The organism is Psychrobacter glacincola, from assembly GCF_904846075.1.
Taxonomy (GTDB): domain Bacteria; phylum Pseudomonadota; class Gammaproteobacteria; order Pseudomonadales; family Moraxellaceae; genus Psychrobacter; species Psychrobacter glacincola_C.
In genome coordinates this window covers 819,312-837,761 of record NZ_CAJGZH010000002.1, presented here as the reverse complement: position 1 = coordinate 837,761, position 18,450 = coordinate 819,312, and the positions used below count along the sequence as shown (strand labels likewise).

Below are 18,450 nucleotides of genomic sequence, written 5' to 3'. Positions count from 1 at the left end.
TATGTTTATCAAATTGTTCTATACCTTACGTACTTATGGTGTGCCCGTCAGTACGCGTGAGCTGCTTGACCTAAATGCCGCGTTAGATCAAGGGCTGATGATGCAGCCAATTGTCTCATCAAAGCAGGAAGATCCAGAGCTGTCTACCTTTGCCAGTCGTGAGGATATGTACCGGCTAATTCGGCTTTGCATGGTCAAAGACGAGCGCCATTTTGATAAATTTGACCGCGCTATGGCAGATTATTTTGAGGGTGTCGACAGCCTGGATATGGATGAGCTATTGGCTAAATTGACGGATATTCCTAAAGAGTGGCTAGATTTAAAGCTCGACCCAAAAAATCTAACCGAAGAGCAGCGCCGACTGCTGAAAAAATACGGCTCGTTAGAGGAGCTGATGAAAGCGCTTGAAGAGCGTCTAAAAGAGCAAAAAGAGCGTCATCAAGGCGGTAGTAAGTGGGTTGGTACAGGCGGTACATCGCCATTTGGTGCCTATGGTGACCATCCAGAAGGCGTGCGCGTTGGCGGTGAGTCGCGTAAACGTAGCGCCGCTAAAGTCTGGGAGCAGCGTAAATACCGCAACCTTGATGATGACAGTCAGCTTGGTACCCGTCAAATTCAAATGGCACTACGAAACTTGCGCCAGTTTGCCCGTACCGGTAGCGCCGATGAGTTAGACATTCATGAGACTATTAAACGCACGGCAAAAAAAGGCGTGCTCGACATCCATATGCAAGCTGAGCGCCGTAATCGCGTCAAAGTATTGATGCTGTTTGATGTGGGCGGCAGTATGGATGTCCATGTTGAAGCCTTAGAAAAGCTATTTTCAGCGGCTAGAAATGAATTTAAAACCTTAGAGTTTTTTTACTTTCATAACTGTTTGTATGACTATGTTTGGAAGGACAATAATCGTCGCCATAGTGCGCCGATGCCAACGTATGAGCTGCTCAATAAATACGGTCGTGAATATCGCGTTATCTTCGTCGGCGATGCGTCAATGTCGCCATATGAGCTGATGACAGTTGGTGGCAGCGTTGAATATATGAACAATGAGGCGGGTATTGTTTGGTTAAAAAGGGTATTGGCGCATTTTGATAAAGTCGCTTGGCTCAATCCTGAAGATCCAGCGTACTGGCAATATACCCAAACCATCGTTGAAATTAAGAAACTATTCGACAATAAAATGTATCCGATGACCTTACATGGGGTAGAAGAGATGACCAATTATCTAGCGCGTTAATTTTAACGTGTGGATAAAGATACGCCCTAACTTAGAAAACCTGTTAATCCCCATATTTTTTGATAAAAGCAGCCGTTATGACAGCATAGCGGCTGCTTTTTTGTCAAAAATAATCAGTTTTGCAGTCATACGGCATTGGTATAAGCAGCAAAATATGATAACATTCATTTTAAATGAATGTTATAAAAGCGTTTTGACTGGTTCGGCGAAAAATTTGATGACAAGAATTTGATAATCGTTTGTAAAAATCAGTCGTCGTTGCTTATTTAAGCACTTCATTTTTCATATGTTAATCAACCAATCAATGTAATGAACTTATGCCATTTTCAATCATTTTAGTAGCAAAAAGCGCGTGCAAGTACTACATTCAGTAGACTACACGAGTTTGACATCGCTCCTCATACTTTTTGGAATTGGTACTAATAAGAGAGACAGTATGGCTTCACCAAAGACTTTAGAAATCGTCACCGCAACTGTTCCCGTCCTTGAAGAGCATGGAACGGCAATCACCACGGTGTTTTATAAAAACATGTTTGAAGAGCATCCTGAGCTGTTGGACATATTTAACGAAACCAATCAAAAATTGGGTCGTCAACAGACGGCTCTAGCAACGACCGTGTTAGCCGCTGCTAAACACTTAGATAAATTGGCGACGTTATTACCACAAGTCACGCAAATCAGCCACAAGCATCGTGCTTTACAGATTTTGCCTGAGCATTATCCTATCGTTGGTAAGCATTTAATCGGTGCAATAAAGGAAGTACTGGGCGAGGCTGCCAATGACGATATTATCAATGCTTGGACTGAAGCTTATGATGAGATTGCCTCAGTATTTATCCAGATTGAACATGGCATGTATGAGGAGGCGATGTGGCAGGGTTTTGCGCCTTTTGTAGTGACTAAAAAGGTAGCAGCTGCTACGGATATTGCTGCCTTTACAGTTGTACCAGCCAAAGATAATGCAGAAAGTCATCAACAGATTGACCTGAGCAAATTGACTTTAACCGCAGGTCAGTACATCACAGTGAAAACAGATCCAAAAGACAGTGACCATGTTGCGCTACGTCATTACTCTTTGTACTCTGCTAGTACCGATGCAGGCATTCAGTTTGCGGTCAGACGTGACAATCGCAATGAGCATCATGGTTTGGTCTCTAACTATATGCACGACCAATTAGAAGTGGGTGACACGGTTTTATTATCGGCACCAGCAGGTGACTTTGCGCTCAATCAAGACTTGGTACAGCAAAATGAGATTCCGCTAGTATTGATAAGTGCTGGTGTTGGGGTAACTCCTGTGTTATCTATGTTGGAGGCACAAGTATTAGCCAATCCAAAACGACCTATTATCTGGGTTTATGCTTGCCAAAATGATGCGCATCACGCTTTCAATACTGAAGTGGAGACGCTGTTAGAAAAGGCTGAGACTGTAGAAAAGCATATTTTCTATTTTGAGTCTGGACAACAATTAGATGAGGCGTGGCTTGCTCAATTACCTAAGCCTGCTGATATTTATGTCTGTGGCTCGATGCCATTTATGGAAAGCATGATCGATGGGCTAGTGACGCTAGATCACGGTGTTGATAGCGTTCATTATGAACCGTTTGGTCCCAAGATGAGTTTGGGCGGTTAATTTTAGCTATTGTTAGCCATTAACTGTTGCTATTAATAAAAAAAGCACTTGGATGACAAAATCGTCTCAAGTGCTTTTTATTCAATGCAATTTATCTTATTTTTATCACTATTTTAAAAATAAATACATCGCCTAATCTTTATTTTCAACCAATCCAACCATCACGCCCATCTCTTTTTTATCGTGCTTATCAATGCTGGGCGCATATAATGCCGAAGCAATCCCGCCATCTAAAAACAGAGCATTCGGACAGTTTAAGTCATTCTTAAATAACGATGCAAATTGATAAAATGTCACAGGCTCATCGCTATTGACAAATTTTATGTGGCCGTCATTGCAAACACCTGCGCCATTACGAATTTTGAGTGAAGTGCTATCAGGATTAAACTGTGGATGTATCTTATTATTGATAACCAATATAGGACCTGATTGGGTGGCATACCAAGGCTTAGCTTCGCCGCTGTTAAGCTGCTCGTTTAAGGCGTTGCTTTCTGTGATTTGCACGTTGCCCAATTTATCCCACCACATCACGCCGTTGGGTAATAAGTGAAAATTGCCACCGCCTTCTTTGAGATTTAGCGATTTGATCTCTTCACCATCAATGATGGTATAACCAATCGGTGCATAGTTCTCATTGTACATACCTGCATTCATAGCAAAGCTCAGCGCTTGATTTGAGGGCAATGTGGCTAATAACGTATCAAAGGTTAGCAACGATTTCGTACTATCAGGCTGCTGCCAAAACAATTTCAATGAATAGCGGCCATCCGTCAAAGCTTCAGCATCAATGCTACAAACACTATAAGAAAATGGTGCATCTTGAGTCTGACACGAACATTTTTGTATCTCGCTGTCAGCAGCATCAGTGCTTATCGGTTGGCAAGCACTAACACTTAGCAAGAGTAGGGCGACTGCTCCTAAAGGTAAGGGAAGAGCGAAATTTGGCATCAATGATATATCTTTTATAGTATGGAGTGAGATATAAATAGTCAGGGCTCACGGATTTTTAATCGCTATTTCTTAATCACTGCTAGGCGGAAATTCGCGAAAAGTATTGTTGACGTTACCGATTAACTGCCCACCGCCTGTGATACTTGCAAAGTTGCCAAGGCTCTGTTCCACCGATGTGGTGGTTTCTCTGCCTTTATCCCGTGAGTCTTTATTATAAGCAATGAGGGCGTCATCATTGGCTAAAAAGCTATCTGGGTTCGCCATGACCCACATCTGATTAAACACATCTGCGCGGGCGCTATTATTGAGTAGCGCTCCCTTATCTGTAAAATAAAAGAACTTCGATAATAGTTTTATCTGCCCATCATCGAGGCGGCGCGCGATATGATAAGGTTGTAATTGGCTTGGGTGTTGTAAGCCGACCGCACCAACGATACTGGCTAGGGATTTCAGAGTGTTTTTATGGAAGCTTGCGACACGCTCAGCTTTGCTTGGTACATCCAGCGCCTTTTGACGATACGGGTCTTGGGTGGCAACGCCTGTCGGGCAAGTGTTGGTATGGCATGAACGTGATTGAATACAGCCAACGGCAAACATAAAGCCGCGCGCTGAATTACACCAGTCTGCGCCCAAGGCAATCATACGGGCAATATCGAAACCAGAGACGATTTTACCGCTCACACCAAGTTTGATTTTATCGCGAATGCCTGCGCCGACTAAAGTATTGTGTATTAATAAAAATCCTTCAACCATTGGCATACCGACGTTGTCCATGAATTCGACAGGAGCCGCGCCAGTACCGCCTTCTGCGCCATCGATGACGATAAAATCAGGGTAATTATCGGTTTCGATCATGGCTTTCACAATGGCCATAAACTGCCAAGGCTGACCAACACAAAGTTTGAAGCCCACAGGTTTGCCGCCTGATAACTCGCGCAGTTGTTGCCAAAAAGCGACCAATTCTCGCGGGGTACTAAAGGCGGTATGCGACGAGGGCGACACACAATCTTGACCTGTCGGTACTTGACGGGTATCAGCGATTTCTTGGGTGATTTTCTCCGCGGGTAGCACGCCACCTTTACCAGGTTTTGCCCCTTGGGATAATTTAATTTCAATCATTTTTACTTGTGGATCAACCGCTTTTTCGGCAAAAGACTGCGGGTCAAAATTGCCACTATCATCACGGCAACCAAAATACCCTGTACCTAGCTCCCAAATTAAATCACCACCGAACTTGCGATGATAAGGGCTGATAGCTCCTTCACCCGTATCATGAGTAAAGCCGCCCATTTTTGCGCCTTGATTGAGCGCCATAATCGCGTTAGCCGATAAGCTGCCAAAGCTCATCGCCGAGATATTAAATACCGACATATCATGCGGCTGCTGACAACGCTCACCGCCGACCATAATACGAAAATCTTTGTTTTCTAGAGGTTGGCTAATCGCTGATTGTAAAAACCATTCTTTACCATTGGTGTATAAATTATCTAGCGTACCAAAGGCGTTGGTGTCACTAACATTCTTAGCACGTTGGTAAATTAGCGCCCGCTGCTGGCGTGAAAACGGTACTTGCTCTTTGTCATTTTCTAGTAAATATTGACGAATTTCAGGACGAAAGTCTTCAAGTACATAACGAATATGTCCGGCAACGGGATAGTTTTTCAAAATAGCATGCTTTGATTGTATGACGTCATAAATCCCCAAGCATACCCCAAACCCACCGAGAATAATTAACCACCAATTTAGCAGTAGTAGACCTGCTAAAAATATCAAGATGGCAGCGCCAAAGGTGCTATAACGCAGCAATAAGCCGACCAAATACGGAGAGTTGGTTTTAGGTTCAGGATTTAGATTGGTACGAGATTGGGGCATGGCTACACTCAACAGTAATACATAAATATTAAAAAGGTGACAATGATTCAAAGAGAGAGTAGGGCAAAAACTACCCTCTTAGGACCATTATTGTTAGACACTGACAAAGCACTCAGATTTATCGCCTACATCATACACATATGATATCACTGCATAGCAGTAATTGGGTAACAGAGTGCTACTGTTGATGTTGCTAGTGGCGTGATTTTAACAGACAACTTGTACCAAAGTTTTCTGCTCGTCGATCACTTTAAGCTTAATCTCAACGGGCAAAAATTGCTGAATGAGCCATGCTTGGGTTTCAGCGTGCTTACTAACGACACGCGCGGTAAACTCGCCACCGCCTGCTAATGCCAACGGTAAGAGTAATTGGTCGGTTAAGTATTCATCGACCAGTGAGTCGGTGTTAAATACATAACGTTTGACTAAGCCTGATAAACGACAACCTATCTTTTCTGCTGAGCTGCGTTTTTCTCCTAATAAAGTAAACACCTCGGAGTGATGTTCTTTATGATTTTGGGTGTCAGAAATCTTATGAATGACTTGTGCATAGCAGCTATTGCCTTCACCGATACCTTGTAATTTAAAGCTTTTAGTAGTAATTAGTGTCTTATCAATACCTGCTTCAACCAATGATGCTTGAGTACTGGCAAGCTCGCGTTTGCAAATATCGTACTCTAGATTGAGCACGCTCGCGACCAGCTCTATACCGTTAAGCTTACCGCGTTTAGTCAGGTTAAATTGTGAAGCGCCTGCATGGCGCATAAATGGCGTTATCGTCGCTTTAATCATGCCGCCACCAATAGGCGCAAACCCTGCTTGCACGCATTCGATACCCACGTGCATACCCAATTTCGCTAATGCAGGGACGAACGCTTGCTGTAGGAAGTCCGTGGTTGGCGCGAGTGGATTGTGCGTGCCGCCTTTTATTGTTACGGTTGATACCGTTTGTGTGTTGGTATTGGCAAAAAGTAGGGCAGGGAGTAGCGTTTGTAGCACGAGACTTGTACTGCCAGCTGAACCAATATCAAAATGGTAATCACCAGATTGAATCGCATTAGGTGCAAAGCGAAACGATGAGCTAACCAACGCTGCACCTGCCACGGTAGCGTCTGATATTTGCTGCGAGGCTTGTACGCACATCAAGTGCTGACGCATCAATCCAGATTTAGCTCTTCCAGCACGAATATTGGTGATCTCGATTGGTGTGCCTGTGAGCATCGATAATGATAGGGCAGTGCGAATGATTTGCCCGCCACCTTCGCCTGTACTGCCGTCGATTTTTAGGGTTTTGGGCTTTGTTTTAGTCATGAGTATTTATTATCTTTATTGGCAAATGAGTAGGGCCTCTGCGAGCTTCATTTTGGTACTCTCTTATTCTTCATTTTCTAAGTATATTTTTTTTGTTCAAGAAACTTATTTTGAATTAAAATATCAGGGATATTGTTAAGAGCTTCCCTCTCGGCTTTGATCCTAACTGCAAAGACGAAGGAAAAAATGGCTGAACGTGTCAATTGCAGGACATGCTCGGCGCTCTCAACAAATTCGGACTCTGAAATAAAAACTGGTTCTTCATAATAGGCTAATGAGGTTTCAATATCTTCAGGTTTTTCATTCTCATAAACAAATACAAAACTATGCTCCAAGGCATTTCGCCACTGCTTGTAAAAACTAAGCTCACCTTCTAGCTTGTGATTTAAATCACAAGCTATGCTATATAAACCAATCAAACCTTCATTATCATAAGCTTCGAACTTTTGACGTCTGTCTTCGTTTTCAAGTTCCCAAAAGGTATGAAAGTATGAGGGCCTGACTTTACCTTTATTGGTTTTAAGTTGTAAATCAAACAACAAAGCAATGGCATTACCTATCTTATCTAGTATACCAAAGCAAATTCGAAAAGCAGTACGAAGCTTTTCGATGTTTGTTCCTAGCAGCTCGTTGTCATATAGCTCCGCATAGCAAGCATCATCGTCAATATCGTTATCTTTCTTATCAGATTGATGTTCATACAACATTAATCTGGCAAGACCAAATTCGGATTTAAGCCTATTTAGTACCTTCTCCATCGGTAATATAAAATCTCCAGCAACTGCTCTAGTGGGCACTGGGATATTCAAGTTATCACGCGCACTTCCATGACACTTACAATATAAACCATGTTCACTAAGGCTTAAAAAATTATCTAAACACCATCTACGATATTCTGACAAAGATTGATATTCCTGTTCGTCTAAATGTTTGTCATCTTCTATATCTATACCCAAATCCAAACAATAATCTTCGATCTCTTTTTTCGTGTGTTTAGCCTTATTGAAAAAGTTATTTTGCCAGTCATAAGGAAATTCACTCGAAACACTAGCATGATAATAGCCTTGAGCTACCTCTTTATATTGTTGGATCGAGAATACTTCTGTAATCTGATTTAATAGTGCTAAACATTCACTGCGATTTACCCAAGATTCTGGAATGTCTAATCCCATACAATTGACCTTGTCAAACAAACTTAATGCTTCTGAAAATCTATACTGCAGATATAGATTTATTCCCATATTAACCATAACCTGTGGCGACAAAACATCTTTATTTTTTCTACGAATCATAGTTGCTTTGAGAAGTAATGACCCTACTTCTGAAAATCTTTCTATCTTACTGACATCAGTTTTACAGTAGTTATTGGAATCACTTTGAGTCAAATTACCTTTAGCGTTTGCTAAGCAGTAGTAATAACTATCACGAGTTAAACAGTGTTCAAAGCTATTAGACTCCATTATTTCCAATCCGATTTGAGAAGACTCTAGGTTGGAATCCCTATTACCTAAATCAACAAATAGTCCAGCAAGTCTAAAAAATGCGTAGGAAAAACTAGGGTCACTGAGATCATGGACTTTTTCTAGAAGCTCCTTTAAATATAAGCATAACTTATAGCTTTGTTCAAACTGCCCTTTATTAATCATTTCAGATGCATTATCTAACTGCAAGTTTGTATATATAAGCTTAGACTGGATGGAATCTTCCATAATTTTATCCTTGTGATATTAGAAAATAATAGTTCCTACCTATCCTTTAACACAAACCACCTGACGCAGCGTATGCACCACTTCTACCAAGTCACTTTGTGCTTTCATGACGTCATCGATATTTTTGTATGCTGCTGGAATCTCATCAATTACATCCGCGTCCTTTCGGCATTCTACGCCCTCAGTCTGCGCGATTTGATCGGCGACCGTAAATACCTTTTTCGCCTCGGTACGTGACATGATACGACCTGCGCCATGCGAGCAAGAGCAAAACGATTCTTCGTTGCCTTTACCGCGTACGATGAATGATTTGGCACCCATCGACCCTGGGATAATTCCGTACTCGCCAACGCGGGCACGGACAGCGCCTTTGCGAGTGACGAATACTTCCTCGCCATAATGCTCTTCTTTTGCCACATAGTTATGATGACAGTTCACCGCTTTTACGGCTGCATCAAAAGGCTTAGGTATGATTTGGCGTAGGGCTTTGATGGCTTTTTCCATCATGATTTCACGGTTTTTAAAGGCAAAACGCTGCGCCCAACCAACTGCAAACCAATAATCATCGAAATGCTCTGTACCCTCGGCAAAGTAGGCCAAATCTTTATCGGGCAAGTTGATAAACCACTTGCGCATGTCCTCACGTGCCAGCTCAATAAAGTATCGTCCGATGGCATTACCCACACCGCGTGAGCCTGAGTGCAGCATGATCCAAACTTGGTTGGTTTCATCAAGGCACACCTCGACAAAATGATTCCCTGTACCCAGCGTACCCAAATGGTTAAGGTTATTAGTATTTTTAAGTTTAGGGTGCTTTTGGGTTATATAATTAAAGTCATCAACCAGAGTTCCCCAACCGTTCATTACGGTGTCATCAGGGTTTGCCCACGCGCCAACATCACGGCGTGACCCGCGACCACGCGTTTTACTACGACCATGTGGAATGGCTTTTTCTAGTTCGGTACGCAGACCAAGCAAACTATCTGGCAAATCGTTCGCGGTTAGGGTGGTTTGTACTGCCATCATTCCGCAGCCAATATCGACGCCAACGGCAGCCGGAATAATCGCTTCTTTGGTGGGCAATACCGTACCGATAGTCGCGCCAATACCGACATGCACATCGGGCATCACCGCAAGCCATTTATATACAAACGGCATTTTTGAGGCTTTGATCAATTGATCGTGTGCTTTTGGGTCAACAGGCACGCCTTTGGTCCAAAGTCTAATCGGCGTTCCACCGTCTTGAATAATATTATGAGTAGTTGGTTGCATGGTGTGTCCCTTAGCGTTGCAAAGTTTGTTTATTATGAAAGATGATTCTTACTTCATATAATGCTAAGGGCGTGCCAAGTTTTTAAGATATTCAGTATTTAATCATAAGTAATTGATAGTAAATGGTTTAATTTTTGTATTTTTTTCGAATAAAAATATTTATTTAACCATGGGCTAAAAATATATAGAAATATATCTAACTAGATAGAAAATAATATACTATTTATTAATGATAATCAGTGATAAGTAATATTATGAACAGTGATTCGAACAACAAAACTGCCGTCATCGGCTTCCTCGGCACTACTTTAGACAATGGTTTTAACGATAAGCGTTGGCAGCGTTGGCGACCAACCGTCAGTTTAGGCCTGCATGATGAGTTGCTCGTCGATGAGCTGCATATCTTATATAGCAAGCGCGATAAGCGGCTGTTTAAAATTATTAAAGATGACATGGCGAAAGTCAGTCCGAACACTACCGTTATTGGTCATCATGTGGCTTTGATTAGCCCGTGGGATTTTGCCGATGTTTATGCTGAGCTGTATGATTTTGCCGCAGGGTTTGATTTTCAGGATAGTACCGATTACTTATTACATTTGACCACAGGTACGCACGTGGCACAGATTTGCTGGTTTTTATTGGTAGAAGCAGGATTTATCCCAGCTGATTTGATTCAGACTTCCCCTTGTCCAAGACCTGACCAAGCCGATCCGCAAGGTCGCTATCAAGTAATAGATCTAGATGTCTCACGATATGATGGCTTACGTGAACGATTTGAAGCAGAAAAACAGCAACATTGGCAAACCTTACAAGCCAATCTAGTTACCCAAAATGCCGCTTATCAAAAGCTCATCTCCGATATCGAAAAGGTAGCAATCCGCTCGACTGCACCCATACTGCTAATGGGCGCAACAGGGGCGGGCAAGTCGCAACTGGCAGGCCAAATCTACGCGCTCAAAAAAGCCAAAGCTAACAGTACGCAAGGCAAAAACACGCTTGAACAATTCGTCGAGGTCAACTGCGCCACGCTACGTGGTGACACTGCCATGAGTGTGCTATTCGGTCATGTTAAAGGTGCATTTACGGGAGCTGCGACGAGCCGTGATGGGCTGCTAAAATCAGCCGATGGTGGTTTATTATTTTTAGATGAAATCGGTGAGTTGGGGCTTGATGAGCAAGCGATGCTATTGACCGCACTGGAAGAGCAGCGCTTTTATCCGCTTGGCAGTGATACGCCGATTAGCGTGTCATTTCAGCTGATGGCAGGCACTAACAAAGACTTGCGCCAAGCAGTCGCTAATGGCGAGTTTCGGGCAGATCTATTTGCGCGTCTCAATACATGGACGTTTTCTTTGCCATCACTCAAAGACAGGTTGGAAGATTTACCTGCCAATATCGATTATGAATTGGCGCGCTTGGGTAGCGAGCAACAGCAGCAGTATCGATTTGCCCCAGAAGCACGGCAGCTGTATGAAAGCTTTGCCATGAGTGCGGATGCGACATGGCAGGGGAACTTTCGTGATTTGACGGCCAGTATAATTCGTTTGACTACACTTGCTGAGAGTAAAGTGATTCGCAATGATGATGTGCAAGCGGAGATTGAACGCTTGACGCATCTTTGGGAGCTGCCTGACAGTTTGAGTGGCTCGAATAGTTTAGGTAACAATAATCAGGGTAATAACGCGAACAAAAATAGCCTAAGTAATAATAGCCCCAATGCTACTTTAAACAGCGAAACCGTTGAGCAGGGTAGCCATAATATTTTAAGAAAATGTCTCGATGAAGAGATTCTGACAACTATTGATCCGTTTGATGCAGTGCAATTGGCATATGTGATTGAGGTTTGTATCAACCATAAAAACCAAGCGGCGGCTGGGCGCTATCTGTACGCCAACTCCAGAACTCAGCTGAAAAGCAATAACGACAGCGACCGACTGCGTAAGTATCTGCTAAAGTTTGGGCTGAGGTTTGATGGGTTAAAACGATAATATTAAAAAGGATAAGACATGAACAACACAGGATTTGTGGCAGGGACTTTGATTCTTACAGACAAAAGTTTAGTGCCAATCCAAGATATCAAAGTGGGTGACTTAGTTTTATCAAAGCCTGTACTCTCCAAGCCTGAAGATGGTAGCGGTGACATAGAGTATAAGCCTGTGGTCAAGACTGAGCTATGCTGAAGAAACCGTAGAGATAAACTTGGTAAACTAAGCGTATTAATCGGAGTTTACCATGACCAAGAAAATAAGAACCTACAGTAACGAATTTAAAGCCGAAGCTGTTAAAAAGATCACAGACAACAACGGCAATATTTCAGCAACTGCAAAGCAGCTTGGCATCGCCATGCAAACCTTATCGAATTGGAACAACAAAGCTAATCAAGGCAAGCTTGTAGGCACTGAGCAGTATGATCCACAGCTTATAGCTGTTCTAGAAGATAACAAGCGCCTCAAACGACAGCTTAAAGTTGCCGAAGAGGAGCGAGAGATATTAAAAAAGGCGACGGCGTACTTCGCCAAGCACAGCTAGTCAGGTACGCCTTTATTAAAGACAATCAGCAGATATTTAGCATCACCACTATGTGCTATGTGTTAAGCGTCAAACCATCAAGTTATTACGACTGGAGTAGTCGCGATATCAGCGAGCAGCAGATACACCGCAACCATTGTGAGCTACTAGTTAAAGCCGCTCACAGTGAAAGTAAAGAACGTTATGGTTATGAGCGTTTGCATGCAACGCTCACCGAGCAAGGCCATGACATTAGCCTATACATGGTTAGAAGCATTAAAGAGGAACATGGCATCAAATGCCGTCGCCACAAGCGCTTTAAAATTACGACAGACTCTAATCACAATAAGCTGGTCTATCCAAACGTACTGGATCAGAAGTTTCATGCCAGTCGCCCTAACCAAGCGTGGGTCAGTGACATCACCTATATCTGGACAAATGAGGGCTGGCTGTACTTGGCAGGCGTTAAAGACTTATACACCAAAGAGCTGGTCGGCTATGCCATTAACAAACGTATGACCGCTGATCTAGTATGCCGTGCACTCAATATGGCAATCAAAAATAAACGTCCAAGCCAAGGATTGATTGTGCACTCTGACAGAGGCAGCCAGTATTGCAGTCATGCCTATCACAAAATCATCAATCAGCATCTTTAAAGGCTCAATGAGTGGTAAAGGTAATTGCTTTGACAACGCTCCGATAGAAAGCTTCTGGGGCACATTAAAGAATGAGCTGGTGTATCACCAAGACTATAAAACAAGGTTTGTAGCGATCAGCGATATCATTGGCTATATTGAGTTGTATTATAATCAGACTAGGATTCAAAAGGGCTTGGGCTATAAAACGCCAAGACAGGTGTGGTTTGACTTTTATTGTCAGGCTGCGTAATTAAAATCTCCCAAGTTTAACTGTACGGATTTGACGGCAGGGGTCAAGACCTTTGTGCATGAAGACAAAGAGATGTGGATCGTACGTTTAGAGAAAAATAATACTTCGCCTTATAGATTAAAACCAGGTGATGAAAACTTTGATATTCAAAATTATCTGCTTGTCGATGAAAAAATTCAAGCAGCTAGCCGCTTTAGTAGTTTTCTAGCGACGCCCAATCACCCTGTTTGGGTAGTTGGTGCTATGGAAAATCCACAGGCGGACATTGAGTTCTATGATCAGCCTCACTTTAAACGTGTGGACGAACTACAACAGTATGAGATTGCTGTGAATGCCGATGGCGTAATGTATACCGTTGAGCGTGTGCAACCTACCTATCAAATCGCTCATGAAGATTTGGAGAGTAATCCAAACTATTTTTGGTATCAAAAGCATTATCATGAAGACTACTACGATGATTACGTACAAGATGCCGAAGCGCACATGCTCGACTATAGTAAGGCAGAATATAAAGGTATAGGCTATGTTAAAGATCTTAGTTTTTACCAGCAAAATGGTTACTTGAATAAAGGGGTTTTAAACAAAGAAGGTGGGCTACGAACACTAAATTATTTAAAAGACCATCAAGATAAGCCTATTCCTTATACGACAACCGTCTACAACTTTGAGGTGGCAGACAATCATACTTGTTTTATTGATCAAGCAGGACTATGGGTACATGATGCCAGTTCAAATAACTAATTGCATCAATAATAAAAACAGTAAAAGGAAAGCTAATGAATAACAAAGGATTTGTTGCAGGAACGCTCGTTCATACAGATAAAGGATTAGTACCTATTCAGGAGTTAAAAATCGGTGATAAAGTACTGTCTAAGGATGAAAGTGGTGAAGGAGAACTGGTCTATAAGCCTGTGATAAGAACCATCAAGTCTGCTACTAAACAAAAGATTATAACGCCTGTTGAGGGTATTTACTGTACTGATAATCATCCATTCTGGACGCATGTCAGTGATGAGGAAAAACCAAGATGGGTAGCTGCAAAGTTCATTACATCTAACGATATTGTTAATTATATTTTTCCAGAAAGAGGCCATCAAGGTGAAATACTTGACATATCTGGTAGATATCACGAAGAGGTGTATGATCCTTATCAAATTGGAGGAAAGTATGTCATAGCAACTAGCGATCCAAAGGTTGGGTTGTATATGCACAGCTGTCAAGATAAGCATGCAGATCCAGGTGAAATTGATATAGGGGTGATTGACTTTAGGAATGGTGAAGCTGTAGAGGTGTTTACTAATGATGACAATAGTCTTTTAGGTAGGGACTTACATTCGGAGGATGGTTCTGAACCTTATGCGAAGTTTCATAAGTTTTTAGACAAAGACAATCCTGAGAATCGTGTCGAGATAGAGTACTATAGTAAGTTAGTTGCAGCCTACAGAGTGCCAGATTGGGAGAATGACTCCAGCCAATGCCTTCACTGATTATGTCTATAACATTGAAGTCGCCGATACTCATACTTATTTTGTAGGAAAAAAAGGCATTTGGGTGTATGACGGTGAATTTTATAATAAATAATCTCAGTGAGTTGATAATATGAATAAAAACGTTCCAGGATTTGTCGCAGGTACATTGGTACATACGGATAAGGGTCTAGTGCCAATCCAAGATATCAAAGTGGGCGACTTAATTTTATCAAAGCCTGTACTCTTCAAGCCTGAAGATGGTAGCGGTGATATAGAGTATAAGCCTGTCATAAGTACGTTTACATCCCCGAAAAAGGAAAGAATCTTTAAAGTTGAATACTTTAACGAAACGGTAGCCAAGCAAGGTGAGAAGGGTAGAAACTATATCTTATGTACCAGCAACCACCCATTTTGGGTAACTCGGCAGCCTGAAGATTTAGAGGGTGAGTGGTTATCGGCGGAGCGTTTACCAGCTGGATATCTAACGTCTGCTCATGGTGATACGATTGCACTTGATGATTACTCGTTTATCCCTGTACGCACCTTACCTAACTTCCCTGAAGGTACAGCGTATACTCAAAGTATTGAGGAACATGACTTATGGGAGACAGATGGTCTGGTTCAGTTTGTGAAATTTACGGATGATGGCTACCAGTTTGTCAGTTTAGCCAATACAGAAGAAGCGTTCAAAGAAGAAATCAAAACTGTCAATCTGCAAACTTCTGATGCCAAGTTGCTCATCAATGAAAAGGCACCCTTTATTATAGACCCTGATCTTTATAAAACATTGAATGTAAGATTACGTCAAGACATAGCGCCTAAGACACATAGTGCAGAAAGGTTTGTAAGAGAGATGCACTCACCTCTAATCTTTGAGGGAAAAATAATCAAAGAAAATAGAATTGGTGATGAAGGTTTATTCAAAAAAGCTTTAGCCAGTATCAAAAAGTATGGCGATTCAATGGGATTAACAGAAGAAAGTATCCATGAGCAGATGCGACGCTATAACGATGTCTGCCCCAATCCTTATGAGGACCATGTCTACAATATAGAAGTGGTAGATCATCATACGTATTTTGTCGGGCATGATGCGGTGTGGGTACTGGACGCTAAAGAGCCAGCCAATTAACCAGCTCTTTAGTTTATATCAATAGAAAAATTATGACTGGCTAAAAGGCTTATATCTTAGTCATATTACTATTCTAAACCCCACTACCAATCCGCTCCGCCAACGCTTGCAATTTTGGCACAATCATCGCTGCATATTCTTCTGATTCCCAGTTGGCACTTGGTACACTGGCATTTAGCGAATAGGCATATTGTCCAGTCGCAACATCAAAAACCCCAACCGCTACTGCCAATATATCAGTAGAAAACTCCCCATCTGATACCGTATAGCCATGTGCTGCATAGTGCGCTGCAGCGCTGGCTAGGGCGGTTTGCGCATGGTTATAATCCTCGGTAGATAACTGTTCTTGTAGATTACTCATGATGACAGCCTGTCTCGCTGGCGAGCTAGCCGCATAAAAAGCGCGCCCAATAGCAGTACGGGCGACGGGCACTGCTGAGCCAACTTGCAAATTGACTGATAAGCGAGCAGGGCTACGACAACAAGCGTGATAGCGCATTTCTCCTTCGACTTCGGTTGCCAAGTTTACTGATACTTCATTCTCACTAGCGAACTGCCGCAGTAATGGCTCAGCCGCTGAGATCATATCGTGGCGACTCCATGCGGTAGCACTTAGACGTACAGCACTACTGCCTAGTTGATACTGTCCGTGCTCAGTTACACGTAAAAATCCAAGTGTCATCAAGGTATGGATAAGGCGAGTAATAGTTGCCTTTGGCAGATCTGTCATCTGACACAATTGCTGATGGGTGAGTCGATCATCATGTTCAAATGCTGCGAGTAAAGACAGACCGCGACCCAGTGCCGTAACGAACTGACGATTATTATCGTCCTTACTTTGTTCAAGAATGGTCGTCATTCGATCGAGTAGCGGAGTAGCTGTTGATATGTTTTTTGTCATTTTATGCTCATTTTTTTGGATAAAGGTTTACAGCGACCCGAAACTTTGTTTTAATGAATTTAAATTATGAAACTAAGTTTCGCACAGCGGAATTAGTAAGTCAATAAACTATTAAGTTAATTTATTCATTAATTACTAATCGTCGGTCAGGATGACTGATATCAAGGAGATCCACATGGCAACATCTACGCGTCCAAGTTTCGATTGGGAAGATCCGTTTTTATTACGCGACCAGTTGACTGATGAAGAGCGCATGGTCACGGACAGCGCCCGCCAGTTTTTTCAAAACGAGCTGATGCCTGGCATTGTTGAAGCCAATCGTAACGAGAATTTTGACCGTAATATCATGCGTCAAATGGGTGAAATGGGTCTGCTTGGTGTCACGATTGAAGGTTATGGCTGTGCCGGTTTATCTAGTGTTGCTTACGGTCTGATTGCCAAGGAAGTGGAAGCAGTTGACTCGGGTTATCGTTCAGCGATGAGTGTGCAGTCAAGCTTAGTGATGCATCCTATTTGGGCGTACGGTACCGAAGAGCAAAGAGAGCGTTATTTGCCTAAGCTTGCTACTGGTGAATATGTCGGCTGCTTTGGTCTGACCGAGCCGGATTCAGGTTCTGACCCCTCATCAATGTCGACGCGTGCGCGCGCGGTTGACGGCGGTTATGAGCTGACGGGTAATAAAATGTGGATTACCAATAGCCCTATCGCTGATGTGTTTGTCGTTTGGGCAAAAGATGATGCTGGTGAAATTCGCGGATTTATTTTAGACAAAGGCATGAAAGGCTTGTCAGCGCCGAAAATTGAAGGCAAGTTTTCACTGCGTGCCTCAGTCACCGGTGAAATCGTTATGGACAAGGTATTTGTCCCTGAGGCCAATGCTTTCCCAGACATCCGTGGTCTAAAAGGACCGTTTGGTTGCTTAAATAAAGCCCGTTATGGTATCGCATGGGGCGCGATGGGCGCGGCTGAATTCTGCTGGAAAGCTGCCCGTCAGTACACGCTAGATCGTAAGCAATTTGGTCGTCCGCTCGCCGCAACGCAGCTCGTACAATTGAAGCTTGCCAATATGCAGACTGAGATTACCTTAGGTCTACAAGCGGCGCTACGTGTTGGTCGTCTGATGGATGAAGACAATGCTGCGCCTGAGATGATTTCACTCATTAAGCGTAATAATTGTGGTAAGGCGCTCGATATCGCACGTATTGCTCGTGATATGCATGGCGGTAACGGTATTTCGGATGAGTTCCACATTATTCGTCATGTGATGAACTTAGAAGCGGTTAATACCTATGAAGGTACGCACGATATTCATGCGCTCATCTTAGGTCGTGCGCAGACAGGCATTCAAGCGTTTTACTAATTGTTGTTAATTAATAAGTATTAGCTAATGAATGCTAGCTAGTTTCTACACCATAAACGTACGTTACTATTTGGCTTTTTAATAAGCTGTTATAGACAGTAGCGTGCGTTTCTGATTTTCATACATCGTTTTTATGAATTGTTGTTATTCATCATTTATTTATCATTGTCTATTATTTAAAGCAGTAAAGGTATTATTACATGCATTAAA

Annotated in this window: 15 protein-coding genes and 1 pseudogene; 10 read left to right on the top strand and 6 right to left on the bottom strand. The window is 42.5% G+C overall.

All coding sequences use genetic code 11. The features are described from left to right. The first annotated feature begins 1 nt into the window (after position 1). Together JMW85_RS09640 and JMW85_RS09635 are read left to right on the top strand one after the other, a co-directional pair. Positions 2–1,237 carry a vWA domain-containing protein gene (locus tag JMW85_RS09640; protein WP_201554210.1) on the top strand — a complete coding sequence of 412 codons (1,236 nt, stop codon included), beginning with the start codon at positions 2–4 and terminating at the stop codon, positions 1,235–1,237. 436 nt (positions 1,238–1,673) lie between these two features. Beyond that, positions 1,674–2,870 (top strand): globin domain-containing protein, encoded by a 1,197-nt coding sequence (locus JMW85_RS09635; RefSeq protein WP_201581608.1) that lies wholly within the window; start codon positions 1,674–1,676, stop codon positions 2,868–2,870. Between the two features lie 132 nt (positions 2,871–3,002). On the opposite strand, the gene JMW85_RS09630 is transcribed toward JMW85_RS09635, so the two are convergent. The 5 genes from JMW85_RS09630 to JMW85_RS09610 all read right to left on the bottom strand — a co-directional run bounded on the left by JMW85_RS09630 (position 3,003) and on the right by JMW85_RS09610 (position 9,985). Then, positions 3,003–3,818, bottom strand: coding sequence for a phosphodiester glycosidase family protein (locus JMW85_RS09630; RefSeq protein WP_201581607.1), 816 nt, complete (start codon positions 3,816–3,818; stop codon positions 3,003–3,005). A 72-nt stretch (positions 3,819–3,890) separates the two neighbouring features. Further along, positions 3,891–5,693, bottom strand: a complete 1,803-nt coding sequence (locus JMW85_RS09625) for an FMN-binding glutamate synthase family protein (RefSeq protein ID WP_087813738.1) — start codon at positions 5,691–5,693, stop codon at positions 3,891–3,893. Positions 5,694–5,900: 207 nt separating this feature from the next. Next, complete coding sequence (gene rtcA, locus JMW85_RS09620) at positions 5,901–7,004, bottom strand: RNA 3'-terminal phosphate cyclase (protein WP_201581606.1); 1,104 nt, start codon at positions 7,002–7,004, stop codon at positions 5,901–5,903. A 77-nt stretch (positions 7,005–7,081) separates the two neighbouring features. Then, a complete protein-coding gene (locus JMW85_RS09615; protein WP_201581605.1) occupies positions 7,082–8,713 on the bottom strand; it encodes an LA2681 family HEPN domain-containing protein in 1,632 nt (543 codons plus the stop codon). Between the two features lie 39 nt (positions 8,714–8,752). After that, positions 8,753–9,985 (bottom strand): RtcB family protein, encoded by a 1,233-nt coding sequence (locus JMW85_RS09610; protein ID WP_201581604.1) that lies wholly within the window; start codon positions 9,983–9,985, stop codon positions 8,753–8,755. A gap of 254 nt (positions 9,986–10,239) precedes the next feature. Between JMW85_RS09610 and rtcR the strand changes: the two genes are divergently transcribed. The 7 genes and pseudogenes from rtcR (at position 10,240) to JMW85_RS09575 (ending at position 15,979) form a co-directional block, all read left to right on the top strand. Next, positions 10,240–11,973, top strand: coding sequence for an RNA repair transcriptional activator RtcR (rtcR, locus tag JMW85_RS09605; protein WP_201581603.1), 1,734 nt, complete (start codon positions 10,240–10,242; stop codon positions 11,971–11,973). Between the two features lie 18 nt (positions 11,974–11,991). Next, positions 11,992–12,165 (top strand): hypothetical protein, encoded by a 174-nt coding sequence (locus tag JMW85_RS09600; RefSeq protein WP_201581833.1) that lies wholly within the window; start codon positions 11,992–11,994, stop codon positions 12,163–12,165. Between the two features lie 52 nt (positions 12,166–12,217). Next, positions 12,218–13,381, top strand: a pseudogene (locus JMW85_RS09595) (IS3 family transposase). Positions 13,382–13,435: 54 nt separating this feature from the next. Next, positions 13,436–14,122 carry a hypothetical protein gene (locus tag JMW85_RS09590; protein ID WP_201581602.1) on the top strand — a complete coding sequence of 229 codons (687 nt, stop codon included), beginning with the start codon at positions 13,436–13,438 and terminating at the stop codon, positions 14,120–14,122. 35 nt (positions 14,123–14,157) lie between these two features. Continuing rightward, the gene (locus JMW85_RS09585; RefSeq protein ID WP_201581601.1) at positions 14,158–14,868 is read left to right on the top strand and encodes a Hint domain-containing protein; all 711 of its coding nucleotides are present in this window, start codon (positions 14,158–14,160) and stop codon (positions 14,866–14,868) included. Then, complete coding sequence (locus tag JMW85_RS14575) at positions 14,843–14,962, top strand: hypothetical protein (RefSeq protein ID WP_201581600.1); 120 nt, start codon at positions 14,843–14,845, stop codon at positions 14,960–14,962. Before JMW85_RS09585 ends, JMW85_RS14575 begins: the two co-directional genes overlap by 26 nt. Before the next feature lie 18 nt (positions 14,963–14,980). Further along, the gene (locus JMW85_RS09575) at positions 14,981–15,979 is read left to right on the top strand and encodes a hypothetical protein (protein ID WP_201581832.1); all 999 of its coding nucleotides are present in this window, start codon (positions 14,981–14,983) and stop codon (positions 15,977–15,979) included. A gap of 73 nt (positions 15,980–16,052) precedes the next feature. On the opposite strand, the gene JMW85_RS09570 is transcribed toward JMW85_RS09575, so the two are convergent. Further along, positions 16,053–16,880: an IclR family transcriptional regulator gene (locus JMW85_RS09570; RefSeq protein WP_201581599.1), complete on the bottom strand. Its 828-nt coding sequence runs from the start codon at positions 16,878–16,880 to the stop codon at positions 16,053–16,055. Between the two features lie 175 nt (positions 16,881–17,055). Here JMW85_RS09570 and JMW85_RS09565 point away from each other — a divergent pair, with 175 nt between their 5' ends. After that, the gene (locus tag JMW85_RS09565; protein ID WP_201581598.1) at positions 17,056–18,240 is read left to right on the top strand and encodes an acyl-CoA dehydrogenase; all 1,185 of its coding nucleotides are present in this window, start codon (positions 17,056–17,058) and stop codon (positions 18,238–18,240) included. Positions 18,241–18,450 lie beyond the last annotated feature (210 nt).